We start from the raw sequence: 26,683 nt of genomic DNA on the forward strand, positions 1-26,683 counted from the left end.
GCGCTACCTCGCCGTGGCGGTGACGCGCTCGCTCTCGATCCGCTGTGCCAGCGCATCCCCGCCCAACTGCTCCAGATGCCGGCACAGCACCACGGACCCCCCGGTGGCGAGCGGCGCGTACAGCCCGGCGGCGAGCCCCTTCCAGGTGTCGTAGGGCAGTCCGGACAGCAGCCTCGACCCGGGCCCCGTCAGTCCCAGCGGCGTCGCCTCGGCCCGGGCCCGCTCGACCACGTCGGCCCCGCTGAACTCCCGCCCGGCCACGATCAGCGCCGGCTCCTCCGCGTCGACCGGGGCGAACGGAACGAACCGGTCCCCCTGGCCCGGCACCTCGACGGCGTAGTCGGCGAACCCGGCCGGCGGCTGCGGGAAGCGCCCTCCGAGCGGCCGCAGCGCGAGCGCGACCCGCTCCCCGCCGCAGGCGCGCGCCGCGTCCAGCGTGTCCGGCCCGCTCACCACGACGTCGGCGGCAGCCGGATCCCCGGCCACATCCGCGATCACGCCCACGGAGGAGCACGCCAGCAGCCACACCGCCGTCTGCCAGTGCGCGGGCAGCAGCAGCGCGACCCGGTCACCGGCCTCGGCGCCGAGGTCGCCCTGCAGCAGATTGGCGGTCTTGGCCACCCAATTGGCGAAGGTGGCCACGGACAGTTCGACCCGTTCGCCCGTGGCGTCGTCGTAGAAGGTCACCAGGGGGCGTCCGGGATCCGCGGCGAGCGCGGAACGCAGCAGGTCGGCAGGGGTGCGGTCGGTGGCGTTCACCCGCAGAAGCGTACGCGGGGGCACGGGCGCGCAGCGAACGGCGGGGCCACCGGTTCGGCGGAACGGCAACCGATGGCCCGTCAATTCCCCGATGGACAGATATGTATGACTATGTCCAAGATCAGGGGCATGCGTGGATTCCTTGCTTCCTCCATCGGCGTCACCTGTGCCGCCGCCCTCGCCCTTCCGCTGACCCCGCCCGCGGACGCGGCCACGACCGAAGGGCGGGGGGTCGAGCCGTATGCCTCGAGCATCCCCGGCAGCACGCAGTCGCTGCCCCTCGCCCCGCTCGTCCGCGACCGCGTCCTCGGCTCCGCCGCCGAACAGGGCCTGTCCCGCCGGGACGTGCGCCGCTTCTCGACGGTCGGTGTCATCTGGGACGACCCGGGCACCGAGCTGCGCGGCCGCGTCCAGGTCCGCACCCGCGCGGCCGGCACCGACACCTGGTCCGGCTGGCAGGACATCGAGACACACAACGCCGACCATGCCGCAGACCCGGACACGGCCGAGCGGTCCTCCGGCCGCGTGCGCGGCGCCACGGCACCGATGTGGGTGGGCGACTCGGACGGTGTGGAGGTGCGCGTCCGGGCGGCCGGCCAGAGCCGGGTCGAGGAGACCGGCCGCGGCAACCGGACCATGACGGCCCTCTATCCGCTCCCCTCGGGCCTGCGCCTCGAACTCGTCGACCCGGGTGAGGAGGCGCTGCCGCCCGGCACCGCGGCGGGTGCCCCGGCCGTCGGAGGCGCGGTGGTCGGGGCGCGGACCTTCGGCGCGTCGGCCGCCGAGACGGCCAGGTCGCTCGCCGCCTCCGCCGCCAACGCCGAACTCGCACCCCTCGGCGCCACGGAGATCCCGGCACTGGGCGCACGCGAGACCGAGCGGGAGCTGTTCGCCCTGGGCGCCGGGCAGTTGACGCGGCAGCAGCGGTCGAAGCCGTACATCGGACCGCGCCCGCGCATCGTCACCCGGCGCGGCTGGGGCGCGAACGAGGCACTGCGGGAGAAGAAGTTCGTCTACACGAAGCAGGTCAAGGCGGCCTTCGTGCACCACACCGCCTCCGGCAACGGGTACAGCTGTTCGCAGGCCCCCTCCGTCATCCGCGGTATCTACCGCTATCACGTCAAGAGCATGGGCTGGCGCGACATCGGCTACAACTTCCTCGTCGACAAGTGCGGAAACATCTACGAGGGGCGTGCGGGGGGCGTGGCGAAGCCGGTCCTGGGCGCCCACACGCTCGGTTTCAACTCGAACAGCATGGGGATCGCGGTCGTCGGCAGCTTCGGTTCGTCCAAGCCACCGGCCGCCGCGGTGCAGGCCGTCGCCCGGCTCACCGCCTGGAAGCTCGGTCTGTGGGGGGCCAATCCACGAGGAACGACATATCTCAAGTCCGGTGGTGGCAATCTCTACCGAAAAGGTAAGAACGTACGACTGAATGTGATCTCCGGTCATCGGGACGGGTTCTCCACGGAGTGTCCCGGCAAGAAGCTCTACGGCAAGCTCGGTTCGGCCCGCTCGACCGCGGCCCGCTACCAGGGGCGCTAGGGAGCGGAAGCACAGCCCGGGGAACGGCCGGGGGACACATTCACCGCCGTCGGGGGACAAGAAGCGGAACGCCGCACTGCCGTCGAAGGCGTCACACAAAGGTCTGCATACACTGGCCGGCCGAAAGACACTTCGGGCCGGTCCCGGCAGGAAGCAGAGACGACAGGTGACAGAAGCGATCCTCCTGGTCGGCGGCAAGGGCACCCGGCTGCGTCCGCTCACGGTGCACACGCCGAAGCCCATGGTCCCGGCGGCCGGGGTCCCCTTCCTCACACACCAGTTGGCGAGAGCGAGAGCGGCCGGCGTCGAGCACATCGTCCTCGCCACCTCCTACCTGGCCGAGATCTTCGAGCCGTACTTCGGCGACGGCTCGGCGCTGGGCCTCCACGTCGAGTACGTGACCGAGCGGGAGCCCCTCGGCACGGGCGGCGCGATCCGCAACGTTGCCTCCCGCCTGCACTCGGGCCCCGACGACCCGGTGCTGGTCTTCAACGGCGACATCCTGACGGGCCTGGACATCAGGGCCCTGGTCCGCACCCACGAGACGACCGGCGCGGACGTCTCCCTCCATCTGACGCAGGTGACGGACCCGCGGGCGTACGGCCTGGTCCCCACCGACGAGACGGGCCGCGTCACGGCGTTCCTGGAGAAGCCGCAGACCCCCGAGGAGATCGTCACCGACCAGATCAACGCGGGGGCGTACGTCTTCCGCCGCTCGGTCATCGACACGATTCCGGTGGGCCGCCCGGTCTCCGTCGAACGCGAGACGTTCCCGGACCTGCTGGCGGCCGGAGCTCATCTGCAGGGCATGGTCGACTCGACGTACTGGCTGGACCTCGGCACCCCGGCGGCCTTCGTCCGCGGCTCCGCCGACCTGGTCATGGGCCGGGCCCCGTCCCCCGCGGTCCCCGGCCGCTGCGGCGACCGACTGGTCCTGCCCACGGCAAGGGTCGCTCCCGACGCCAAGCTGACGGGTGGCACGGTGGTGGGCGAGGGCGCGTTCGTCGCGGAGGGCGCGCGCGTCTTCGGCAGCACGATCCTCCCCGGCGCCGTCATCGAACCCGGCGCCGTCATCACCGACTCCCTCATCGGCACCCGCGCCCGCGTCGGCCAACGCTCCGTCCTCACCGGCACGGTCATCGGCGACGGCGCGGTCGTCGGCGCCGACAACGAACTCCGCGAGGGCGCCCGGGTGTGGTGCGACGCGCGGATTCCGGCGGGGGCGGTGCGGTTCTCCTCGGACCAGTAACCAGTAACCAGCAACGGGGGACGGGCTGGGTTCTCCGGCCCGTCCGGCGGATGCTCTGCGGCACCGGTCACGGCAGACTCGGCCCGTCCGGCGTCCGAGGACGAGGCCGTTCAGGCCGAAGCGGGGCCCGGGGGCGGCAGCCCCCACCGACGCCCACCGACACGCGGCGACTTCACAACCGCCCGATGTCACCCCTCGGCATCCGCGGAGCACGCCGCGGCGGCGTCCTCCCGCTCAGCAGAATCAGCCGCGCCGCCCGATGCCGCTGCCCCGCATACGGCTCCAGCAGCTCCAGCATCACGGAGTCGTCCGCGTCCCGGTCCCCGGCCAGCGCCCACCCCACGATCCCGGGCAGATGCAGATCCCCGACCGTCACCGCGTCCGGCGCCCCATGGCTGCGCTGCACGGTCTCCGCCGACGTCCACGGCCCGATCCCCGGCACGACCTGCAACCGTGCCTGCGCCGCCGCCGGTTCCATTCCCACCGCCTGCTCCAGCCGCGCGGCGACCCGCACGGCCCGCAGGATGGTGGACGCCCGCTTGTTGTCGACGCCCGCCCGGTGCCACTCCCACGACGGGATGAGCGCCCACGTCCGCGGCTCCGGCATGACATGCATCCGCCCGGGAGCGGGCCCCGGCGCCGGTTCCCCGTACTTCCGCACGAGCAGCCGCCACGCCCGGTACGCCTCGTCAGCGGTGACCTTCTGCTCCAGAACCGACGGAATCAGCGACTCCAGCACCAGCCCGGTCCGCGTCAGCCGGAGCCCCGGCCGCCGATGCCGGGCAAGGGCCACCAGCCGGTGCCTCGGCGCGAAGACGGACGGGTCGTCATCGGCCCCCAACAACCCCGGCAACTGCTCCAGCAGCCACTCGGCGCCCGGCCCCCAGGCCTCCCCGCGCACCTCGCCGCCGTACCCGGCGACCCGCAGCGTCCCCGGCCCGGCGGGGGTCAGGCATGTCCGCCACACGGACCCGTCCGGCATCGCCCGGAACGTCGGATCACCCGGCCCGCGCCTCAGTGGTCCGAGCACCAGCCCGAGATCGAGCGGCCCGTCCGGCACCCATGTCCGCACCCGCCCCGGCGCCGGTGCCTGCCGAGGCACCCCCCCGGGCACGGCGACATGGCCGCCGCGCACGGTCGTACGGGTGGGCCGGGGAGCGAAACGTCCTGCCACGGATGAGGTCCTGGGGAAGCGATAGGGGCTCTACGAGAGTAGGCGCACGCGCGCGTGCGTCACCGCACCTCGACGAAAGCCCCCGCGTCCCGTTCGGGCCGGGGCCGCGGTTCCTCGGCCGGATGCCCGACCGCCACCGCCCCCATCGGATCCCAGTCGTCCGGCAGCCCCAGTACCTCACGGACGACCTCCCGGCAGAACATCGTCGACGACACCCACGCGGATCCCAGGCGTTCCCCGGCCAGTGCGACCAGGAAGTTCTGCACTCCGGCCCCGACGGCGACCACGAACATCTCCCGCTCGGCCCCGTCCCGCCGCTCGTCCCCGTAGGTGTGTGACCCGTCCATGGTGAGACAGGGCACGACGAGATACGGCGCGTCGCGCAGCACCTCGCCCCGCCGTACCCGCTTGGCGATCGACTCCTCGCTCTTCCTGTCCCGCCGCAGGTCGGCGATCCAGGCGTCCCGCATCGCGTCGAGCAGCCGCGTCCGCGACTCCTCGGACTCCAGCAGCACGAACCGCCACGGCGTCGTGTGGTGCGGCGCGGGCGCCGTCACGGCCGCGGCGACCGCCCGCCGTACGGCGCCAGGGTCGACGGGCTCATCGGTGAAGGCCCGTACGGTACGCCGCTGGGTCACCGCCTGCCGTACCGCTTCGGAGGTGCCCAGCCGGAACATGTCGTCGCGCGCGCAGCGCACCATGGCCCGCGCCCCCTCCCCCCGGTCGTCGGCGACCACGTGCGGCAGCCCGCGCAGGACCGCGACGGGCAGCCCGGCGGCCTTGCCCTTGACGAGATCACCCGCGGCGGCCAGCTCGTCCGCCGTGGCGACGACGGTGGCGCTGAGCGGATTGCCGTACGCGTCCGTGCCCCCGCGCAGATCGTCGAGCACGCGCACACCGGCGGCGCCGATCGCGACGTCCGTGAGTCCCGCGCGCCAGGGGCGCCCGAAGGTGTCGGTGACGACGACCCCGACATCGACGCCGAGCGCGCCCCGCAGCCCGTCCCGGATCGCCCGCGCGGACGCGTCGGGGTCCTCGGGCAGCAACAGCACCGTCCCCGAAGGGGTGTTGGAGGCGTCGACCCCGGCGGCGGCCATGACGAGCCCCTGCCGGTTCTCGACGATCCGCAGCGCGCCGCGCCGCGCCACCACCCGCACGGTCTCGGCGTCGATCGCTGCCTCCCGGCCGGCCGCCTCGACGACGCGCCCCTCGGCCTTGGACACGATCTTCGAGGTGACGAGCAGCACGTCGCCGTCGGCAAGGCCGGGCTCGGCGGCGGCGATCAGCTTGGCGAGGTCGTCACCCGTCGCGACCTCGGGGAGGCCGGGCACGGCCCAGACCCTGTAGCCGGCGGCAGACGACTCGTGGCCGCCCGGGGCCTCGCTCACGACACCCGCACCTCCTCCGCCAGCCCCAGCGCCTCACGCGCCATCTGCGCGGCCGCGTCGACGTCGGTCATCATCAGCGGCACGGCCCGGCAGCGGATCCCGGCCGCCTCGACCCGCTCCACCACATCCGCGTCCACGGTGTCCACGAGCCAGCCGTCGAGCAGCCCGGAGCCGTAGTGCTCGGCCACCGCCGCGGCCGTCGACTCCACGCCGACCGCCGCGAGCACCTTGTCGGCCATCCCGCGCACGGGCGCGTCCCCGACGATGGGGGACAGCCCCACCACCGGCACTCCGGCGTCGGCGATCGCCTCGCGGATGCCGGGCACGGCAAGGATCGTGCCGACGGAGACGACGGGGTTGGACGGCGGGAACAGGATGACGTCCGCCGCGGCGATCGCCTCCAGAACGCCGGGCGCCGGCTTGGCCTGCTCGGCGCCGACCGGCACGACCGCCTCGGCCGGCACGGAGGCCCGCAGCCGCACCCAGTACTCCTGGAAGTGGACGGCCTTGCGCTCACCGTCGACCTCGACCGCCACATGCGTCTCGACGCGGTCGTCCGTCATGGGGATCAGCCGGACTCCCGGCCTCCACCGGTCGCACAGCGCCTCCGTCACCGAGCTCAGCGGATACCCGGCGCCGATCATCTGCGTCCGCACGATGTGCGTGGCGAAGTCCCGGTCACCGAGTCCGAACCACTCGGGTCCGACGCCGTACGCCGCGAGCTCCTCCTTGACGTGGAAGGTCTCGTCGGCACGCCCCCAGCCCTGCTCCTCGTCGATGCCGCCGCCGAGCGTGTACATCACCGTGTCGAGGTCAGGGCAGACCTTCAGCCCGAAGAGGTGGATGTCGTCCCCGGTGTTGCCGATGACCGTGACGTCGGCGTCCGGCACGGCCCGCTTCAGACCGCGCAGGAACCGGGCGCCACCGATGCCGCCTGCCAGAACCACAATGCGCATGGGAGCAAGTCTTGCAGGCGGGTACGACAACGCGTCACGCGGTTACGACGTCCACCTCGTCGTACGTCGCGGGAGCGGCCGTGCAGGTCGTGTGCATGGGCATCTCCGTAAGACCGGGGTAGTAGACGTGCAGGCTGACCGCCGGCTCCAGCGCGTCGTTGACCACCTCGTGGACGTACCCCGGCGCGAACACCCGCTGCGCACCCGCCTCCAACGAGCGGGTGCCCCGCTCCGTGCGCTCGGTCAGCGTGCCGTCGAGGACCGTCAGCACGCCCGAGGAGAGGCCGTGGTCGTGCGGCCCGCTGCCCTGGCCGGGCACCCAGGACAGCAGCCACACCTCGTAGCCGGGCCCGGTGCGCAGCCGGTGGTACCAGCGGGTGGCCGCGTCGTACCGGACGAGGTGCTCCCACTGGGAGCGGTCCGCGGCGATGGAGCGGGCCAGGCCCACGAAGTCGGCCACGGTGGCCGGGTGCTCGCGCGGCGTCTGGAGGAGGTGCGGGACTTCGAGGATGTCGCCGGCGATCTGGAGGTCGCTGTCGCTGTTCATGGGATGCGGTGGTTCCTCGGCGGGAGAGTGCTGGGGTGTCGCGGGTCGTTCCGCCCGGTCACGGGCGGGAGGAGTCGCCTCGGCGGGCGGAGGAAGGCCGGAGCGCGGTACGGCTCAACAGCTGGAACAGCAACAGCAACAGCTACGGCGAGCGCGGGCAGCACCGTGGGACCCGGCGGAGCGGGTCGAGGTGAGTGCCAAGTTCGCGAGCATGCCCACAAGGACACCGGTTCACACCTTCACTGTCAACTCGACGCCCGGTATGTGGGACATGTTTCACCTCATCCGGTTCATCTCGCAGATGAAAGGTTTGTTCATGTGGCACCCGGGACACATGGCGCACAAGCCTCGATGCGATCCTGTGATCCGACTGTGATCCGGTTCGCTTCGGCGCGCGTGTCGGAACGGGATCGAAATCCTGGGCGTCCTTCTCCGTACAAGGCACGGAATGGCTCTGTGCGGGGGCGGCGGCCCTTCCGGGCCTCGCCTGCTGTCACGCCTGCTGTCAAGGTTTAGGCCGATTTGAACACTTTCCGCTAGGCCTTGGTTCCGCAGAGTGAATAAGGGGCCCAATAGCAGATCTCGGCTTGACTCGCCCGGAGCAGCACACTTGTAATTTCACTCGTGTCGTTCAGCCGGAATCGGTAACGGCTAGCACGGGGACGCGAAAGACAGACGAGGGGCGCACATGACCGAGCTGGTGCAGCAACTGCTGGTCGACGACGCGGACGAGGAACTCGGCTGGCAGGAGCGCGCGCTGTGCGCCCAGACCGACCCCGAGTCCTTCTTCCCCGAGAAGGGCGGCTCCACCCGCGAGGCCAAGAAGGTCTGCCTCGCCTGCGAGGTCCGCTCCGAGTGCCTCGAGTACGCCCTCGCCAACGACGAGCGCTTCGGCATCTGGGGCGGCCTGTCCGAGCGGGAGCGCCGCCGGCTGAAGAAGGCCGCCGTCTGACCGTCGCCGGCTCCCGGGGCACAGCCGCCCGTACAAACCTCACGAACGGCCCGTCGCAGGTGGGTTATCCACAGGCGGCGGGCCGCCGCCGTGCCCAGCCGCTAGTGTGGGCGCTCGTCCGAGACGCCCCGCTGCCCCCTCGGGGCACAGGCGTCCACCTCAGTCCACCGAACCGGGGCCCGTACCTCGATGTCCGTGCACAGCCACACGGCAGCCCGACACGACGCTGCCACTCCTGAGTTTCCGCGTCATGTGGTGACCGCGGTCCTCGTCGCCCACGACGGCGCCCGCTGGCTGCCCGACGCGCTCGCCGGGCTGCTCGGCCAGGAGCGCCCCGTCCAGTACGCCATGGCGGCCGACACCGGCAGCGCGGACGCCTCCGCCCAGCTGCTCACCGACGCCCTCGGCCCCGACCGGGTGCTGCACCTCGCCCGGCGCACCGGTTTCGGCCAGGCCGTCGAGGAGGCGGGCCGCACCGCGCCCGTCCTCACCCCCGACGAACTGCCGTACCTGAAGCGGCCGAGCGGCTGGGACCCCGTCACGCGCACGTGGCGCGACGACGCCTACGACATGCCCGAGCTCCCTCACGGACAGCCGGTGCAGTGGCTGTGGCTGCTGCACGACGACTGCGCCCCCGAGCCCGACGCCCTGGCCCAGCTGCTGCGGGTCGTCGAGAACGAACTGGAACTCGGCCGTGACGACGTGGCAGTCGTCGGACCCAAGCTCCGCGGCTGGTACGACAAGCGGCAGCTCCTCGAGGTCGGCGTCACCATCGCCAACTCCGGCCGCCGCTGGACCGGCCTCGACCGCCGCGAACAGGACCAAGGCCAGCACGACCACGTCCGGCCCGTGCTGTCCGTGTCCACGGCCGGCATGCTGATCCGCCGCGACGTCTTCGAACAGCTCGGCGGATTCGACCGGCGCCTGCCCCTCATGCGCGACGACGTCGACCTGTGCTGGCGCGCCCAGGCCGCCGGCCACCGCGTCCTCGTCGCCCCGGACGCCGTCGTGCGGCACGCGGAGGCGGCATCCCGCGAGCGTCGCGCCGTCGACTGCGTGGGCCGCACCGCCGCCTCCCCGCACAAGGTCGACAAGGCCGGTGCCGTCTACACCCTGCTCGTCAACGCGCGCACGGCCGCGCTGCCCTGGGTCCTGCTGCGCCTCGTGCTCGGCACCCTCCTGCGGACCGTCGCCTACCTCGTCGGCAAGGTCCCCGGACAGGCGGTCGACGAGATCCGCGGCCTCATGGGCACCCTGCTGCGGCCCGAGCGGATCATCGCCGGGCGGCGCAGGCGCGGACGCCCGGCCGTCGGCAAGGACGAGTTGCGCCCGCTGTTCCCGCCGCCCGGGGCGACCGTCCGCGCCACGGTCGAACAGGTCGCGGGCAACCTCTTCGGCGGCTCCGACCCCGAGGCCTCCGCGGCCGGACGGCACGGCGGAGCGATCGAGTCCGGCCCCGGCGGCGACGACGCGGACTTCCTGGAGATCGAGCAGTTCGCCCGCCTCAAGCGGATCGCGCGCAAGCCCGGGCCGTTGCTCTTCCTGGTGCTGCTGCTCGTCTCCCTGGTCGCCTGCCGCAACCTCCTCGGCGGCGGCGCGCTCGCGGGCGGCGCCCTGCTGCCCGCCCCGGCCGGCTCCGGTGAGCTGTGGTCGCGCTACCTCGACGCCTGGCACACGGTGGGCGCGGGCGGGACCCCGGCCGCACCCCCGTACCTCGCGATCGTGGCGATGCTCGCCTCCGCGCTGTTCGGCTCGACCGGGCTCGCGGTCACGGTGCTGCTGGTCTGCTCGGTGCCGCTGGCCGGCTTCACCGCGTACTTCGCCTCCCGCCCGCTCGTCGAGTCCCGCCTCCTGCGCGCGTGGGCGGCCGTCGTCTACGCCTTCCTGCCCGCCGCCACCGGCGCCCTCGCCGGCGGCCGCATCGGCACCGCCGTACTCGCCGTCCTGCTGCCGCTCCTCGCCCGCGCGGGCGTCGCGGCCGGCGGCCTGGCGAACGCCTCCGACGTGCGCGGCAGTTGGCGCGCCACCTGGGCATACGCCCTGCTGCTGACGATCACCACCGCGTTCACCCCGATCGTGTGGCCGATCGCGCTGGTTCTCGGCATCGGCGTGCTGGCCGTGCGCCGCGGCGAGATCGTCGCCTACGGCCTGCGCTTCCTGGCCCAGCTCGGCACGCCCCTGCTGGTCCTCGCCCCCTGGTCGCTGTCGCTGCTCCCGTCCGGCTTCTTCGGGCAAGCCGGCCTGGAGTACGGCTCCTCGTCCGCCTCCGCTCTGGACCTGCTCGGCGCCAGCCCGGGCGGCCCCGGCACGGTCAGCGGGCTGATGCTCATCGGCGTGGTGCTGGCCGCACTCGCGGCGCTGCTGCGCACCGAGCGGCAGTCCGGCATCTGGACGGCGTGGGCGGTGGCGCTGGTCGGCCTCGTCTTCGCGGTCCTGTCCAACAGCTCGACCTGGGCCGGCCCCGCCACCCTCGTCTACGGCCTCGCCCTCCTGGCCTCCGCCGTCCTCGGCGCCGACGGGGCACGCGCGCGTGTGGCCGAGCAGAGCTTCGGCTGGCGCCAGCCGGTGGCCGCGCTGATCGCCTTCGCCTCGGCCGCGGGCCCGCTGCTCGTCGCCGCCGGCTGGATGATCGGCGGGGCCGACGGACCGCTGGAGCGGCGCAACCCCGTACAGGTGCCCGCGTTCGTCGCCGAGGAGAGCAACACCCGCGACCAGGCCCGCACCCTCGTCCTGGACAGCGACTCCGCCGCCCATGTCGGCTACATGCTGGTGCGCGGTTCGGGCGCCCGCCTCGGCGACGCCGAACTCGCGGCGGACGGCGGCGAGAACGGCAGGCTCGACAAGGTCGTCGCCAACCTCGTCGCCGGCTCGGGCGCCGACCAGGCCGACCAGCTCGGCGGATTCGCGGTGCGCTACGTCCTCGTCCACAAGGGCGCGCCCCGCGAGGTCACCCGCGTGCTGGACGCCACGCCCGGCCTGAGCAGGCTCAGTCAGCAGGACGGCAGCGGGCTGTGGCGCGTCGACCAGGAGGTGTCCCGCGCGGCCGTCGTCACCACGTCCGGCTCCGCCGCCCCGCAGCCTGTCGCCGCAGGTCCCGTCGAGGTTCACACCACGATCCCGGCCGGCACCGCGGGCCGCGTCCTGCGCCTCGCCGACACCGCCGACGCGGGCTGGACCGCCACCGTGGACGGCAAGCCGCTCACCCCCACCACGGTCGACGGCTGGGCCCAGGGCTTCCAGCTCCCCACCACGGGCGGGAAGCTCGACGTCACCTACGACGCACCGGCCGGCCACACCGCCTGGCTGTGGGCCCAGGGCGCCCTGGCGGTCGTCCTCGTCGTGCTCGCCCTGCCCGGCCGGCGCCGTGACGTCGACGACGACCTCCCCGAGGAACCGGCCGTGCCCGCCGAGGCCGTCGCCGGGGAGGGCCGCCGGGCCCGCCGCCTGCGCGCCCAGGCCGAGGCCGAGGAAGCCGCCCGGGAGGAGTTCCCGTCACCTCGGCAGGAGGAGACGCCGGTGGCGGTTCCGCAGCAGCAGTCGTACGGCGAGTGGGACACACCGGGTTACGCCGGCGCCGACCACGGCACCTACGGCGGCGAGCCGTACCAGGGCGCCCAGCAGTACCCGGCGGGCGCGTACGACCAGCAGTCGTACCCGGCGGACCCCTACCAGGGCGGCTACGACCCGTACGCGTACGGCGGCCCGTCGCAGACCGCGCCGTACGAGCAGACGTACCAGCAGGGTTACACGGGTTACGAGGGATACGACGGCTACGACGCGACGTACGACCCGGCGCAGCCGCAGCACCCGAACGGCACGGGCAGCGAGCGCCCCGACGGGAGTCAGCAGTGAACCGCACCACCCTGTCCCTGATCGCCGGCGTGACCGCACTCGCCGCCGTCACCGGCTTCGCCTCGCTCACGACACCGGACGCCTCCGGCCCGGACACCGCCGAGGCTGCCGCCGAACTGCCCGTGGAGCGCACGAGTCTGCTGTGCCCGGCGCCCAGCACCTCCGACCTCGCCGAGACGTCGTACACGTCCTTCACGCCCGTCACCGAGGGCACGGAGAGCGGCGGCAAGGCCGAACTCCTGGCAGCGGCACAGGAGTCGGCAGACGGTACGGACGGGAAGAAGACCGGGAAGAGGGCCGAGAAGCCCGTCCTCGAGCCGGAGAAGCCCGGCAAGCCCGTCACCGGGGACGCCTCCGGCAGTGACTCGCCCGCCCTCCTCGGCACCGCCGAGGGGAAGTCCGCCCCCGGCTGGACCGTCCAGGAGACCACTGAGGTCGCGGCGGGCACCGGGCGGGGACTGCATGGCGTCAACTGCACCGCCGCGGACACTGAGTTCTGGTTCCCGGGTGCCAGCACCGACGCGGACCGCACCGACTACGTGTACCTGACCAACCCGGACGACTCCGCCGCCGTGGTCGACCTCGAGCTCTACGGCAAGGACGGCGCCGTCAAGTCCGAGGTGGGGGAGGGCATCACGGTCCAGCCGCACTCCAGCGAGCCGGTCCTCCTGTCGACCCTCACCGGCGAGAAGCAGACCAACCTCACCCTGCACGTGAACGTGCGCAGCGGACGCGTCGGCGCCGCCGTCCAGGCACTGGACGAAAGGCTCGGCGGCGACTGGCTGACCGCGTCCACGGAGCCGGCGGGCACCCTCGTCCTGCCCGGCATCCCGAAGGACGCCACGGCCGTCCGACTGGTCGCGTTCACGCCCGGTGACGCCGACGCCGACCTGCAGGTGCGGCTGGCCTCGCCGTCCGGCCCGATCACCCCCGCCGGCAGCGAGACGCTGCACGTGAAGGCGGGCATGACGACCGCCGTCGACCTGGGCGACGTCACGCGCGGCGAGGCGGGCTCCCTGGTCCTGACACCGACGGACCGGTCCGTACCGGTGGTCGCCGCCCTGCGGATCCTGCGGGGCAACGGCGACAAGCAGGAGACGGCGTTCATTCCGGCCACGAACCCGGTCGGCAAGCGCGCGACCGCCGCCGCCAACAGCGCCAAGGGCACCACCCTGTCCCTGACGGCCCCCACCCGCACCGCGAAGGTCAAGGTCACCGCGTCGGCGGGCAGCGACGGCGGTACGGCGGTCTCGAAGACGTACACGATCAAGGCGGGCACGACCCAGGACGTGCAGGCCCCGGTTCCGAGCGGCCTGAAGGGCACCTACGCGCTGACCGTCGAGCCGCTGTCGGGCGGCCCGGTCCACGCGGCCCGGACGCTGGCGGTGACCGTGGGCGGCATATCCGGCTTCACGGTCCAGACCCTGCCGGACGACCGGGGGATGGTGGCGGTGCCGGAGGCCGACCAGGATCTGTCGGTGCTGCAGAAGTAGCGGGCTCGATGCGAGGGGGAGGGACGCCTCAGTCCTCCCCGTACCGGGGATCAACCGTCTCCGGGGTCAGCCCCAGCAGCTCGGCCACCTGCTCGACGACGACCTCGTGCACCAGAGCCGCGCGCTCGTCCCGCCCCTTCGTGCGGATCTCGACCGGCCGCCGGTATACGACCACCCGCGCGGGACGCCCCTCAAGCGCGGCGATCGTGCCGCCCAGCGGAACGCCCTCATCGCTCCAGGCGTGCCCCAGGCCGTCCAGCCGCGGCACCTCGAGGACCAGGAAGTCGATGTCGGCGAGCTGCGGCCACCGTCGCTCCAGACGCTCCACGGAGTCCTGCACCAGGTCCGCGAACGCCTCGGCGCGACTCGCGGCGAGCGGTACCTGGGGCGGTGCGATCGGGCCGCGCATGCCCCGCCCGTGGCGATCACGGCGGCGGGGCCCGCGGCCGGCGGCACGGGGCGGTACGGGGTTGTCCATCACTGGTGAAGCGTAGTCCTCGCCGGGACCGGACGCCCGGCCCCCACGCGCTGGCGCGGACGAGGTCCGGCCACCTCGAACGGCATGTCGCAAGTTGACCATTCCAGCCAAGGTTGGGCTCGATTCCGTATCTCTCCGAGTCCGTCGAACTCAAGGCAATTGACATGGTTTGCACCAGGGCGTGACCGGGTTCAGGACCGCGCTCCCCTGTGGAAGCGGATGTCCGTGCAGGTCAGCGAAGTGCGCCGAGAGGGGCGTGTGGGGCGTCTCACAACACGACACGGTGGAGTGACCTCGTGGAGAGTCGTCGCGGCCCGCTCAAGAGTGCGGTACCGTCCAACGTCGTGAGCCCTGTACGTCGCTGTTCGCGCACCGCTTGCGGCCGACCCGCCGTCGCGACGCTGACGTACGTCTACGCCGACTCGACCGCGGTCCTCGGCCCGCTCGCCACCTACGCCGAACCCCACTGCTACGACCTGTGTGCCGAGCACTCCGAGCGCCTCACCGCGCCGCGCGGCTGGGAGGTCGTCCGGCTCCTCGACAGTTCGGCGCCGGCGCGGCCCAGCGGTGACGACCTGGAGGCGCTCGCCAACGCCGTACGCGAGGCGGCCCGCCCGCAGGAGCGAGCGGCCGGGGCCGGCGGCGGTGGGCGGACGGCGGACCCGATGGAGGTCGCGCGCCGCGGACATCTGCGGGTGCTGCGCTCGCCGGACAACTGATCCGGCTCGTTTCCCGCGTTCTGCTTCCACGTTCCCCTTTTGTGTTCTCTCTTGTCCGTGTTCTCTCCTGAGCTTCTCGTGTTCCCTCCTGAACGTCGGCTAACGGTGTGTGACGGCTCAGTTGCCACACAGCACATCGTCAGCCCGGACGGGTAGTTTTGGGGTGTCGGATAGGACTTCCAGGAGGGTTGGCCGTGACTGCTGATCTGTCGCAGATCGTGAAGGCGTACGACGTACGCGGGGTGGTCCCGGACCAGTGGGACGAGTCGCTGGCCGAGCTCTTCGGGGTGGCCTTCGCCCGAGTGACCGGCGCGAGCGCGATCGTGACCGGCCATGACATGCGTCCCTCGTCCCCCGGGCTGTCGCGCGCCTTCGCGCGCGGGGCGGCGGCCCAGGGCGTCGACGTGACCGAGATCGGCCTGTGTTCCACCGATCAGCTGTACTACGCCTCGGGCGCGTTCGACCTGCCCGGAGCCATGTTCACCGCGTCGCACAACCCGGCCAAGTACAACGGGATCAAGATGTGCCGGGCGGGCGCGGCCCCGGTCGGCCAGGACACCGGGCTCGCGGAGATCCGTGAACTGGTCGAGTCCTGGGTGGACGCGGGCGCCCCGGCACCGGCGGACACGGCGGGCACGATCACGCAGCGTGACACGTTGGAGGATTACGCGGCCCACCTCCGCTCCCTCGTCGACCTGACCTCCATCCGCCCCCTCAAGGTCGTCGTCGACGCGGGCAACGGCATGGGCGGCCACACCGTCCCCACGGTCTTCGCCGGCCTGCCGCTGACCCTCGTGCCGATGTACTTCGAACTCGACGGCACCTTCCCGAACCACGAGGCCAACCCCCTCGACCCGGCGAACATCGTGGACCTCCAGAAGCGGGTCCGGGAGGAGGGCGCCGACCTCGGCATCGCCTTCGACGGCGACGCCGACCGCTGCTTCGTGGTCGACGAGCACGGCGACCCGGTCTCCCCGTCCGCCGTCACGGCGCTGGTCGCCTCGCGCGAGCTCGCCAAGCACGGCGGCAAGGGCGTGATCATCCACAACCTGATCACGTCGTGGTCCGTGCCGGAGGTCGTCAAGGAGAACGGCGGCACGCCGGTGCGCACGCGCGTGGGACACTCCTTCATCAAGGCCGAGATGGCGAGGAGCGGCGCGATCTTCGGCGGCGAACACTCCGCCCACTACTACTTCAAGGACTTCTGGAACGCCGACACGGGCATGCTGGCCGCCCTGCACGTCCTTGCGGCACTGGGCGGCCAGAAGGGCACCCTGTCGGCCCTCGTCGCCCAGTACGACCGCTACGTCGGCTCCGGCGAGATCAACTCCACGGTCGACGACCAGGCCGGCCGCCTCGCGGCGATCAAGGCGGCGTACGAGGGCCGCGAGGGCATCGAACTGGACGAGCTGGACGGCCTCACGGTCGCCGCCGCCGACTGGTGGTTCAACGTCCGCCCCTCCAACACGGAACCGCTGCTGCGGCTCAACGCGGAGGCCAGGGACGAGACGACGATGGCGAAGGCCCGGGACGAGGTCCTGGCGATCATCAAGGGCTGACGTCCCCTGCGGGGTGCCGCAGCAGCCGCGGCCGGTCGAGCCGCCGGGGCGGCACCCGACCCACAGAAAGCGGCACCCCGCAGCGCCGGGTCGCGTGACCCACCCGTCCGCACCGGGTCGCGTGACCCACCGTTCGCACCGGCGTCCGGTCACCCCTCCAATGCCGGCCCAGCCCAACCCCCGCGCCCAACCCCCCGCGGCGGTACCCTGACCAGGCACATCCGCACACGCACACGTAGACCCCCGCCCGAAGGGAACCCCCATGCCGCTCGAAGCCGGCCTCCTGGAGATCCTCGCCTGCCCGGCCTGTCACGCCCCCCTCAAGGAGCAGGACACCGAGCTGATCTGCACCGGCCAGGACTGCGGCCTGGCATACCCCGTCCGCGACGGCATCCCCGTCCTGCTCGTCGACGAGGCCCGCCGCCCCTCGTGACCCACACCCGGCGAACCGCGTAACCGACGATCCGGCGATCGGAGACTGCCGCCCATGCTCGACGAATCGCTGCTCGACACCCCCGAGGGACTCTCGGAGGCCGACCGCCGCGGACTGCTGCGCGGCGCCGCCGAGGCCGGCGCCCGCGTCCGTACCGCCGCCCGGCACGCCGCCGAGGCAGGCGTACACGACCTCAAGCCCGACGGCCGCCCCCGCGCGGTCCTCATCGCGGGCCCCGGCGCCGCCGCCACCCACGCTGCCGACCTCCTCGGCACGCTCGCCGGCGCAGGCAGCCCCGTGACCCGCCTCGCCCCGAGCGGAGTCGCCCCCGCCGCAGGCGCCCTGCGCTGGGAGCTCCCCGGCTGGACCGGCTCGGTGGACCTGCTCCTGATCGCCACCCCCGACGGCACAGAGCCGGGTCTGTCCCTGCTCGCCGACGCGGCCTACCGCCGTGGCTGCACGGTCGTCGCCGTGGCGCCCGCCCGCACCCCGCTCGCCGAGGCCGTGGAAGGCGCCCACGGCCTCTTCGTACCGCTGGCGACGGCCCCGTACGACCAGGACGAACCCCTCGCCGCCTCGGCCCCCGGCGTCCTGTGGGCCCTGCTCACCCCGCTCCTGACCCTGCTCGACCGCACCGGCCTGCTCACCGCTCCGCCGGACGCCTTGGAGAAGGTCGCCGACCGGCTGGACCAGATCGCCGAACGCTGCGGTCCCGCCATCGCGACCTACAGCAACCCCGCCAAGACGCTGGCCGCCGAGCTCGCCGACGCGCTCCCGGTGATCTGGACCGAGGGCGTATCAGCCGGCCCCGCGGGCCGCCGTTTCGCCGCCGCTCTCGCCGAGCTCGGCGGCCGCCCGGCCCTCGTCGCCGAACTGCCCGAGGCACTCGCCGCTCACAGTGCCCTGCTTGCCGGCCCGCTCGCCGCCAGCGCCGATCCCGACGACTTCTTCCGCGACCGGGTAGAGGAGCAACCCGCTCTGCACGCGCGTGTGGTGCTGCTGCGCGACCGCCCGATCGGCGGTCTCACGGCCGCCCCCGCCGCCCGTGACCTGGCCCTGAGCCACGACACGCCGATCAGCGAACTGGAGCCGGAGGCCGGCGGCGAACTCGAGACTCTCGCGGAACTGATCGCCATCACGGATTTCGCCGCCGTTTACCTGGCGCTCGCTTCGGGCGCCTGATCTTGCTCAGGACCCCTGGGCTGCCGTATCCGACCGGCCTGACCGTCGTATCCGACGCCCGGACCGTCGTACGCAGAGAACCGGCAGAAAGAACCCCATGGACCGCCTCGACAACACCGTCCGCCCCTACGCCTGGGGTTCGACCACCGCCATCCCGAAGCTGCTCGGCGCCGAGCCGACCGGCGAACCACAGGCGGAGATGTGGATGGGGGCCCACCCGGGCGCACCCTCGCGAACCGACCGCGGAACGCTCGTCGAAGTGATCGGCGCCGACCCGGAGAAGGAACTGGGCCCGGCGTCCGTCGCCAGGTTCGGACCCCGTCTGCCCTTCCTCCTCAAGATCCTCGCCGCCGGCGCCCCGCTCTCCCTCCAGGTGCACCCCAACCTGGAGCAGGCCAAGAGGGGTTACGAGGACGAGGAGCGCCGCGCCATCCCCGTGGACGCCCCGCACCGCACCTACAAGGACGCCAGCCACAAGCCCGAACTCATCTGCGCGCTCACCGAGTTCGACGGCCTGTGCGGCTTCCGTGATCCCGTACAGGCCGCGGACCTGCTCGAAGGCCTCGGCGTCGACTCCCTCAAGCCGTACGTCGACCTCCTGCACGCCCACCCCGAGGAGGCGGCTCTGCGTGAGGTGCTGACGGCGATCCTCAGCGCCGACCCCCAGGAGATGGCCCACACGGTCGCCGAGGCCGCGACCGCCTGCACCCGCCTCGGCGGCGACTACGCCCCCTACGCCGACATCGCCCACCACTACCCCGGCGACCCCGGCGTCATCGCCGCCATGCTCCTCAACTACGTCCGACTCCAGCCCGGCGAGGCCCTGTTCCTCGGCGCCGGCATCCCGCACGCCTACCTCGACGGCCTCGGCGTCGAGATCATGGCCAACTCCGACAACGTGCTGCGCTGCGGCCTGACCCCCAAGCACGTCGACGTCCCCGAACTCCTGCGCATCGTCCGCTTCGAGGCCGGCGACCCCGGCGTCCTGCGCCCGGAGGCGTCCCCCGACGGCGAGGAGGTCTACGCGACCCCGGCCGACGAGTTCCGGCTGTCGCGTTACGTCCTTCCGGAGGGCGGCGCCGCGCACGACCTCACCCGCGCCGCCCCGCAGATCCTGCTCTGTACGGCGGGCTCGGTACAGGCGGGGGAGCACACGCTGACCCCTGGCCGGTCCGTCTTCGTACCGGCAGGCGAAAAGGCCGAAGTATCCGGATCCGGCACGGTCTTCCGGGCCACGGTGGGCGCGTGAGGCCGGGGTTGTGGTGACCTGACGCGCCGTTGTCGGAGCGGGCTGCAACAATGGCCCACCGGCAAAGGACAGGCAAAGGTCTGGACGGCGTACGCACGGAAGGGACAACGCGAACACATGAGCGCGTCAGGCGGTACCAGGGCGATCGTGGCGGCACTCGCCGCCAACCTCGCGATCGCGGCATCGAAGTTCGTGGCGTTCGCGTTCAGCGGTTCCTCGTCGATGCTCGCCGAGGGCGTGCACTCGCTCGCCGACTCCGGCAACCAGGCCCTGCTGCTGGTCGGCGGCAAGAAGGCCGAGCGTGAGGCCACCCCGCAGCACCCCTTCGGCTACGGCCGCGAGCGCTACATCTACGCCTTCCTCGTCTCGATCGTCCTCTTCTCGGTCGGCGGCATGTTCGCCATCTACGAGGGCTACGAGAAGATCAAGCACCCGCACGAAATCGAGCACTGGTACTGGCCGGTGGGCGTCCTGGTCTTCGCGATCATCGCGGAGTCCTTCTCCTTCCGCACGGCCATCAGGGAATCCAACCCCTTGCGCGGCGACCTCTCCTGGAAGGAGTTCGTCCGCCGCGCCAAGGCGCCCGAGCTCCCGGTCGTCCTGCTGGAGGACCTCGGCGCGCTCGTCGGCCTGATCCTCGCCCTCGGCGGCGTCGGCCTGGCCCTGCTCACCGGCGAGGGTGTCTGGGACGGCATCGGCACAGTCTGCATCGGTGTCCTGCTTGTCCTGATCGCCCTCGTCCTGGCCGCCGAGACCAAGTCCCTGCTGCTCGGCGAGGCCGCAGGCGTCGACGACGTCAAGAAGATCGAGGCCGCCGTCGTCGACGGCGACAAGGTCACCGGCATCATCCACATGCGCACGCTCCACCTCGGCCCCGAGGAACTCCTGGTCGCCGCCAAGATCGCCGTCCGGCACGAGAGCACGGCCGCCGAGGTCGCCTCCGCCATCGACGCCGCCGAGGCCCGCATCCGCGAGGCCGCCCCGATCGCCCGCGTGATCTACCTCGAGCCGGACATCTACAGCGAGACCGAGGCGGCCAAGGGCCCAGACCGCGAGGCGACGCCCGGGGGACCGGCCCCCCACAGCGCCGGGCACTGATCGTCCGTACGCAGCGGGGTCCGCCGAGCCTTCGGCGGACCCCGTCGTCCGTCCCCGCCCACGTCCTGGCCTACGCCGTCACAGGTGGTCGGGCCACAACGAAAGCTGCGCCGCCGGCCGTCGCCGCACGGTCCGTGCCGCGATCCCGAAGACGAGCCCGGCGAGCGCGAGCACGAGCCCGAGCAGCGTGCCCACGGCAAGCAGTACCGGCGCCACACGGGCGTCGGTCACCCGGCCCCGGACAGCGTCCACGGACACCGTCCCTCCGTGGTCGTCCGGGAAGAAACGGGAGTCACGCGAATTCAGGCGGTGGTCTCCGAGTACGAACATCCGGCCTTCGGGCACCTTCACGCTGTAGGGGTGGCGCGTGCCGTCGGCGATCCCGTCGTTCACATACGGCTCGTCGAGCGGCTTGCCGTTGACGGTGATCCGCTCCCGCGAGGTCCCCAGGCCGGTGCAGCACACGACGTGGTCGCCGCCAACGCCTATGACGCGCTGCATGACCTCGGGGGCCCACGGGTAGCGCTCCGGTGCCGAGTACAGCACGACGTCGCCCCGCCTCACCTCTTCACCGCCGATGCGCTCGGCCACGATCCGGTCGCCGATGGCGTACGTGGGTGACATGCTCTCGCTGGGCACCGTGGACAGCAGGTAGCCCGTGCGCAGCCACATGAGGGACGCGAGCACGAGCACCAGTCCCAGGGCCCCCGTCACCCACGCCGCGACCGCGAGTCTTCGAGCCTCGTCCACCGACACTCCCTCCCCACGTGAAAGCTCCCCCGGGCCGCGAGGGTAGCGGCTGTCTGTGAACGCCGTGCGGGGCCAGGACTCGGGCCGGATCCGTGGCCCGCCGACCGTCGGATCTCGCGCGGCACGCGGAGGATCGCGTCCACGTCCCCGGTGGCTTTTCAGCCGCTCCCGGAATCCGGAGTCCATCAACTGCGCGGCTCCGGACGCGGGCCCCGCCGGGGAACGGCTTGTTGTGTTCGCAGTCGGGCTGGGGACAGCCGGGCCCGGCGGTGTAGCTTGGAACCGAGCCAGACGTCGCTGCTGATGGCGGTCGGGCGGTCCCAGTACGGACCGACCGAGGGAGAGAGGGCCTCCGACGGACTGCGCTGCGCACACGCGGGCATGCCTGTGTCCTCTTCGGGCACCCCTGTGTCCGCCGCCGCGCAGACCAGCCGTACCCACCTCGCCCCAACCCCGAGGAGCAGCTCGCAATGACGACTGTCGACAACCGACAGGACTTCAAGGTCGCCGACCTCTCCCTGGCCGAGTTCGGCCGCAAGGAGATCACCCTCGCCGAGCACGAGATGCCCGGCCTCATGGCCATCCGCAAGGAGTACGCCGAGGCCCAGCCCCTCGCCGGCGCGCGCGTCACCGGCTCGCTGCACATGACCGTGCAGACCGCCGTGCTCATCGAGACCCTGGTCGCCCTGGGCGCGCAGGTCCGCTGGGCCTCCTGCAATATCTTCTCCACTCAGGACCACGCGGCCGCCGCCGTCGCCGTCGGCCCGAACGGCACGACCGACAACCCGCAGGGCGTGCCGGTCTTCGCCTGGAAGGGCGAGACCCTGGAGGAGTACTGGTGGTGCACCGAGCAGGCGCTGACCTGGCCGGACAGCCCCACCGGTGGCCCGAACATGATCCTGGACGACGGCGGTGACGCCACCCTCCTCGTCCACAAGGGCGTCGAGTACGAGAAGGACGGCGAGGTCCCCTCCGTCGACACCGCCGAGTCCGACGAGCACCGCGTCATCCTCGAACTCCTGCACCGCACCATCACCGACGGCTCGCAGAAGTGGACCCAGCTCGCCTCGGAGATCCGCGGCGTGACCGAGGAGACCACCACCGGTGTGCACCGGCTGTACGAGATGCAGCGCGACGGCAACCTCCTGTTCCCGGCGATCAACGTGAACGACGCCGTGACGAAGTCGAAGTTCGACAACAAGTACGGCTGCCGCCACTCCCTGGTCGACGGCATCAACCGGGCCACCGACGTCCTGATCGGCGGCAAGACCGCGGTCGTGTGCGGTTACGGCGACGTGGGCAAGGGCTGCGCGGAGTCCCTGCGCGGACAGGGCGCCCGCGTGATCGTCACCGAGATCGACCCGATCTGCGCACTGCAGGCGGCGATGGACGGCTACCAGGTCACCACGCTCGACGAGGTGATCGACAAGGCCGACATCTTCGTCACCACGACCGGCAACAAGGACATCATCATGGCCTCGGACATGGCCAAGATGAAGCACCAGGCGATCGTGGGGAACATCGGCCACTTCGACAACGAGATCGACATGGCCGGCCTCGCCAAGATCCCCGGCATTGTGAAGGACGAGGTCAAGCCGCAGGTCCACACCTGGAAGTTCCCCGACGGCAAGGTGATCATCGTGCTGTCCGAGGGCCGTCTGCTGAACCTGGGCAACGCCACCGGCCACCCCTCGTTCGTGATGTCCAACTCGTTCGCGGACCAGACGCTGGCCCAGATCGAGCTGTTCACCAAGCAGTCCGAGTACCCGATCGGCGTCTACACGCTGCCCAAGCACCTGGACGAGAAGGTCGCCCGCCTCCACCTCGACTCGCTCGGCGTGAAGCTGACCACGCTGCGCCCGGAACAGGCCGCGTACATCGGCGTCGAGGTCGATGGCCCGTACAAGCCGGACCACTACCGCTACTGAGTCCGCGAACCCCTCCCGCTGTGAGCGCGTCCGTGCACTGACGCGCTCCACAGCGGCAGGTCCTCCGAGGCAGGCCCCCGCACCCCCGTGCCGGGGGCCTGCCCCTTTGGCCGGACCAGCCCGTCAAGACCCAGGACCCTCATGCCCCGCGGCCGTTATTCGCTCCACGATCCGCACGATCACACCCCTTTCGCTGAAGAGCACTTCCACTGCGCCCCCGGCCCCTCCGGCTGGCGCTACGTCTCCCAACGGACCACCCCCTCGGGCGACCACATCGGCTCGGTCGACCTCGCCCTCGACGAACTCGGCCGCCCCATCCGCCTCGAACTGCACGCCGCGAGCTGGCAGGTGCGCGGTGCCGCGCTCGACGGCGTCACCTGGGTCCGCACCGACCCCACCGGGGCTCATGCCACGGAAGGCAACGTCCGCGCCCATGGCTTCACCGGCACATCCCCCGCGTTCCTCATCGCCGTCACCCGTCTCCTGCGCCTCACCCCTTCCGCCTCAGCAACCCGCGTGCGCCTTGTCGCCTTCACGGACCCCGTCCTCGCCCCGCGCACCGTGGACCAGTCCTGGGCCCTGCTGAAAAGAGAAACACACGGCACTGACAACGGCCTTCTGACCGTGGACGAATACCAGGTCACAGCCCTCGACACGGGCGAGCAGCACTCCGTGCACATCGCCGGCGACGTGGTGCTCGCCGCTCCGGGCATGGAGCTCGAGGACCTCGAATCGCCGCCGTCCGTGTTCGGCTGAGCGGCGGCCGGCTGGCCGCCTGTTGGACAGGGCTACGCCGGAGGCGCGAACCCGGTGGCGGGGCGCTCGTCCGACGACTCCTGCCGCGGTGTCGAGCGCGGGGATCCGTGGGCCGGGGGCTCGGGCTGTCCTCCGGGCTGCGTTGCTCCCCCGACGGGGGCGGGGGGCGGGGGAGCCGCGGAGACGGGATGCACTGCCGGCGCTTGCGGGGGCCCATAAGCTCCGGGCACACCAGCCACTTGCCCGTACGGGCTCGGCGCACCAACCGCCCCGCCCGCTGCGCCGTGGCCGGTGAAGGCCCGTCGAGCCTCCCTGGCCTGCCGTTCCTGCACCACCGCCGCGAGGTAGGCCGCCGGCGGAACGCCCTGTGGCGCCGGAGTACCCGTACGAGTCGCGATGTCGGCGGCGAGGCGCTCCGCCATGGCCCAGCCGACCTGTGGGTCCAACTGCTGCATCCGCGTCAGGTACTGGCGGACGGCCAGCCACAGGCCGTCGGGAACAGCCGACAGATCGAGGCCTGAGAAACGCCCCGCCAACCAGGGCGGAGGCGGCGGTACGAACCCCGTCCGCGCGACGGGCACGCGCTCCCGGACGACGAGAGTCCCGGCGAACACGTCGCCGACCCGACGCCCGCGCGCCGACACGAGGGAAGCGATGATGGCGACAACCCCGAACGTCATCAGGATCTCGATGACACCGATAGCCCCCCGCACGAGCGCATGCCGGAACCGGATCGGTCCGCCGTCGTCACGGACCACGCGCAGCCCGCACGCCAACTTCCCGAGTGAACGCCCGTGGCTGAGCGTCTCGACCGCGATCGGTCCGCCTACCAGTACGAGCAGGAACGCCGCGATGGACAACGCGATCTGCGCGGCATCGTCCAGCGATGCCGTGGAAACCGCCAGAGCGATACTCACGGCGATGTAGCAGGCCAAGGCCACGGCCAGGTCGATCAACACGGCCAGCGTCCTACTGGGCAGCTTCGCTGGGCGCAGCTCAAGCGCCACCGCCTCGCCCGTCACCAGCTCACTCACGCCTGCCGTCCTTCCCCTGACCTGCCCTGTGAACGGCCAGTCTGCCAAGCTGAGGGCGCATCGCGCCGCAGTACGACAAGCTGACACCTACGACGAGCCGCCGACGAACAGCCGAGGAGCAGGCAGACAGATGGACCTCGACGTCTTCGTCACCGCCCATCGGGCCGAGTGGGACCGCCTCGAAGCGCTGCTCCGGCGCCAGCGCCATCTCACCGGTGCGGAGGTGGACGAGCTTGTCGCCCTCTATCAACGCACTGCCACCCACCTCTCCCTGATCCAGTCCCGCGCGCCCGATCCGCAGCTGACCGGTCGTCTCAGCCAGCTGGTGGCACGCGCGCGTAGCGCGGTGACGGGCACCCGACGCGCTTCCTGGCGTGATGTCACGCGCTTCCTCACGCACGGCTTCCCCGCCGCGGTCTACAGGTCGCGCCACTGGTGGGTACCCACCGCCCTTCTGTCCACCGTCGTGGCCGCCCTCCTGGGCTGGTGGATCGGCACGCATCCTGAAGTGCAGGGGTCCATCGCGGCCCCCAGCGAACTCCGTGAGCTCACCCGCCCGGGCGGCCAGTACGAGACGTACTACTCGAGCCACCCCGCGGCCTCCTTCGCCGCCCAGGTCTGGACGAACAACGCCCAGGCCGCCGCACTGTGCCTAGTGCTGGGCGTGTTCCTCGGACTGCCCGTTCTGTGGATCCTCTTCCAGAACATGCTCAACCTCGGCGTCGGCATCGGTCTCATGTCCTCGGCCGGCCGGCTCGACACCTTCCTCGGCCTCGTCCTCCCGCACGGTCTGCTCGAACTGACCGCAGTCTTCGTCGCCGCCGGCACAGGACTGCGTCTCGGCTGGACCCTGATCGACCCCGGCCCACGCTCCCGACGCTCGGCCCTCGCCGAGGAGGGCAGAGCCGCCGTGGGCATGGCCATGGGCCTTGCACTCGTCCTGTTCGTCTCCGGTGCCATCGAAGGCTTCGTGACGCCCTCGGGGCTGCCCACGTGGGCTCGTATAGGCATCGGAATCGTGGCTGAACTGGCCTTCCTCGCATACGTCTACGTACTGGGCGGCCGTGCGGCCCGCGCCGGAGACACCGGCGACGTCGAAGCAGCCGAACGCAGCGCCACCGTGCCGATGGCCGCCTGATGTGCGGACAGCGCGGCTGAGCTGCTAATGTCTCCTTCGCCCCGGGAGAGCCGTTGACACGGAGGGACCGGGGAGGTAGATTCGAACAGTTGCCTGGAACTGGATGTGGTCCGGATCGGCGACCGAGAGTGTCTGTCTGCTTCTAGAAACGTTGATTTCAAAAGAAGCCCCTTTCTGATGAATCGGAAACGGATGGCCGGTCAAACCGGCTCAGAACTTCTGATAAAGTCGGAACCGCCGGAATGGGAAACGCGAGAGCGGGAACCTGGAAAGCGCCGAGGAAATCGGGTCGGAAAGATCTGGTAGAGTCGGAAACGCAAGACCGAAGGGAAGCGCCCGGAGGAAAGCCTGAGAGAGTCTCTCGGGTGAGTACAAAGGAAGCGTCCGTTCCTTGAGAACTCAACAGCGTGCCAAAAATCAACGCCAGATATGTTGATACCCCGTCTG

General features: G+C 71.8%; 22 protein-coding genes. 14 read left to right on the forward strand and 8 right to left on the reverse strand.

The genetic code is table 11. The features are described 5' to 3' along the window. Positions 1–3: 3 nt before the first annotated feature. Positions 4–759, reverse strand: coding sequence for a TIGR03089 family protein (locus tag ACZ562_RS21640; RefSeq protein ID WP_471181475.1), 756 nt, complete (start codon positions 757–759; stop codon positions 4–6). 129 nt (positions 760–888) lie between these two features. On the opposite strand from ACZ562_RS21640, the gene ACZ562_RS21645 reads away from it, so the two are divergent. Continuing rightward, on the forward strand, positions 889–2,301 hold the full coding sequence (locus ACZ562_RS21645; protein WP_471181477.1) for a peptidoglycan recognition protein family protein: 1,413 nt from the start codon (positions 889–891) through the stop codon (positions 2,299–2,301). Positions 2,302–2,467: 166 nt separating this feature from the next. After that, positions 2,468–3,550 (forward strand): mannose-1-phosphate guanylyltransferase, encoded by a 1,083-nt coding sequence (gene manB, locus ACZ562_RS21650; RefSeq protein WP_471181480.1) that lies wholly within the window; start codon positions 2,468–2,470, stop codon positions 3,548–3,550. Positions 3,551–3,722: 172 nt separating this feature from the next. Here the strand turns inward: manB and ACZ562_RS21655 are convergent, their stop codons facing one another. The 4 genes from ACZ562_RS21655 to ACZ562_RS21670 are packed head-to-tail and all read right to left on the reverse strand — an operon-like array spanning position 3,723 to position 7,615. Beyond that, the gene (locus ACZ562_RS21655; protein WP_471181483.1) at positions 3,723–4,724 is read right to left on the reverse strand and encodes a DNA-3-methyladenine glycosylase family protein; all 1,002 of its coding nucleotides are present in this window, start codon (positions 4,722–4,724) and stop codon (positions 3,723–3,725) included. A 59-nt stretch (positions 4,725–4,783) separates the two neighbouring features. Next, complete coding sequence (locus tag ACZ562_RS21660; RefSeq protein WP_471181486.1) at positions 4,784–6,112, reverse strand: coenzyme F420-0:L-glutamate ligase; 1,329 nt, start codon at positions 6,110–6,112, stop codon at positions 4,784–4,786. Next, positions 6,109–7,068 (reverse strand): 2-phospho-L-lactate transferase, encoded by a 960-nt coding sequence (gene cofD / locus ACZ562_RS21665; RefSeq protein ID WP_471181489.1) that lies wholly within the window; start codon positions 7,066–7,068, stop codon positions 6,109–6,111. The genes ACZ562_RS21660 and cofD overlap by 4 nt, the downstream gene beginning before the upstream one ends. Positions 7,069–7,102: 34 nt before the next feature. Then, positions 7,103–7,615, reverse strand: coding sequence for a cysteine dioxygenase (locus ACZ562_RS21670; RefSeq protein ID WP_471181492.1), 513 nt, complete (start codon positions 7,613–7,615; stop codon positions 7,103–7,105). A gap of 688 nt (positions 7,616–8,303) precedes the next feature. Between ACZ562_RS21670 and ACZ562_RS21675 the strand changes: the two genes are divergently transcribed. From ACZ562_RS21675 to ACZ562_RS21685, 3 genes are all read left to right on the forward strand, one after another. After that, positions 8,304–8,567 carry a WhiB family transcriptional regulator gene (locus tag ACZ562_RS21675; protein ID WP_003975777.1) on the forward strand — a complete coding sequence of 88 codons (264 nt, stop codon included), beginning with the start codon at positions 8,304–8,306 and terminating at the stop codon, positions 8,565–8,567. Positions 8,568–8,756: 189 nt separating this feature from the next. After that, positions 8,757–12,419: a glycosyltransferase family 2 protein gene (locus ACZ562_RS21680; protein WP_471181495.1), complete on the forward strand. Its 3,663-nt coding sequence runs from the start codon at positions 8,757–8,759 to the stop codon at positions 12,417–12,419. Then, positions 12,416–13,912, forward strand: a complete 1,497-nt coding sequence (locus tag ACZ562_RS21685) for a DUF5719 family protein (protein ID WP_471181498.1) — start codon at positions 12,416–12,418, stop codon at positions 13,910–13,912. The genes ACZ562_RS21680 and ACZ562_RS21685 overlap by 4 nt, the downstream gene beginning before the upstream one ends. 28 nt (positions 13,913–13,940) lie before the next feature. On the opposite strand, the gene ACZ562_RS21690 is transcribed toward ACZ562_RS21685, so the two are convergent. Next, positions 13,941–14,390 (reverse strand): metallopeptidase family protein, encoded by a 450-nt coding sequence (locus ACZ562_RS21690; protein ID WP_471181556.1) that lies wholly within the window; start codon positions 14,388–14,390, stop codon positions 13,941–13,943. 296 nt (positions 14,391–14,686) lie between these two features. Here ACZ562_RS21690 and ACZ562_RS21695 point away from each other — a divergent pair, with 296 nt between their 5' ends. The 6 genes from ACZ562_RS21695 to ACZ562_RS21720 all read left to right on the forward strand — a co-directional run bounded on the left by ACZ562_RS21695 (position 14,687) and on the right by ACZ562_RS21720 (position 20,630). Then, the gene (locus ACZ562_RS21695) at positions 14,687–15,109 is read left to right on the forward strand and encodes a DUF3499 domain-containing protein (protein WP_471181501.1); all 423 of its coding nucleotides are present in this window, start codon (positions 14,687–14,689) and stop codon (positions 15,107–15,109) included. A 194-nt stretch (positions 15,110–15,303) separates the two neighbouring features. Beyond that, a complete protein-coding gene (locus ACZ562_RS21700; RefSeq protein WP_471181504.1) occupies positions 15,304–16,668 on the forward strand; it encodes a phosphomannomutase/phosphoglucomutase in 1,365 nt (454 codons plus the stop codon). Between the two features lie 262 nt (positions 16,669–16,930). After that, positions 16,931–17,101, forward strand: a complete 171-nt coding sequence (locus ACZ562_RS21705) for a Trm112 family protein (protein WP_471181506.1) — start codon at positions 16,931–16,933, stop codon at positions 17,099–17,101. A gap of 54 nt (positions 17,102–17,155) precedes the next feature. Further along, on the forward strand, positions 17,156–18,283 hold the full coding sequence (locus ACZ562_RS21710; RefSeq protein ID WP_471181509.1) for an SIS domain-containing protein: 1,128 nt from the start codon (positions 17,156–17,158) through the stop codon (positions 18,281–18,283). Positions 18,284–18,380: 97 nt separating this feature from the next. Then, a complete protein-coding gene (gene manA, locus ACZ562_RS21715; protein ID WP_471181512.1) occupies positions 18,381–19,532 on the forward strand; it encodes a mannose-6-phosphate isomerase, class I in 1,152 nt (383 codons plus the stop codon). A 117-nt stretch (positions 19,533–19,649) separates the two neighbouring features. After that, positions 19,650–20,630 carry a cation diffusion facilitator family transporter gene (locus tag ACZ562_RS21720; protein ID WP_471181514.1) on the forward strand — a complete coding sequence of 327 codons (981 nt, stop codon included), beginning with the start codon at positions 19,650–19,652 and terminating at the stop codon, positions 20,628–20,630. Between the two features lie 78 nt (positions 20,631–20,708). Here ACZ562_RS21720 and lepB read toward each other — a convergent pair whose 3' ends face one another. Then, the gene (gene lepB, locus ACZ562_RS21725) at positions 20,709–21,380 is read right to left on the reverse strand and encodes a signal peptidase I (protein WP_471181517.1); all 672 of its coding nucleotides are present in this window, start codon (positions 21,378–21,380) and stop codon (positions 20,709–20,711) included. A 470-nt stretch (positions 21,381–21,850) separates the two neighbouring features. Between lepB and ahcY the strand changes: the two genes are divergently transcribed. Then, positions 21,851–23,308, forward strand: a complete 1,458-nt coding sequence (gene ahcY / locus ACZ562_RS21730; RefSeq protein WP_471181520.1) for an adenosylhomocysteinase — start codon at positions 21,851–21,853, stop codon at positions 23,306–23,308. A gap of 141 nt (positions 23,309–23,449) precedes the next feature. Next, positions 23,450–24,064 carry a hypothetical protein gene (locus ACZ562_RS21735; RefSeq protein ID WP_471181522.1) on the forward strand — a complete coding sequence of 205 codons (615 nt, stop codon included), beginning with the start codon at positions 23,450–23,452 and terminating at the stop codon, positions 24,062–24,064. Positions 24,065–24,096: 32 nt separating this feature from the next. On the opposite strand, the gene ACZ562_RS21740 is transcribed toward ACZ562_RS21735, so the two are convergent. Beyond that, positions 24,097–25,098: an RDD family protein gene (locus ACZ562_RS21740; protein ID WP_471181525.1), complete on the reverse strand. Its 1,002-nt coding sequence runs from the start codon at positions 25,096–25,098 to the stop codon at positions 24,097–24,099. A 130-nt stretch (positions 25,099–25,228) separates the two neighbouring features. Between ACZ562_RS21740 and ACZ562_RS21745 the strand changes: the two genes are divergently transcribed. Continuing rightward, entirely contained in the window at positions 25,229–26,236 is a 1,008-nt protein-coding gene (locus ACZ562_RS21745) for a stage II sporulation protein M (RefSeq protein WP_471181527.1), read from the forward strand. The last annotated feature ends 447 nt before the right edge of the window (positions 26,237–26,683 follow it).

Source organism: Streptomyces sp. NPDC040410 (assembly GCF_055595715.1).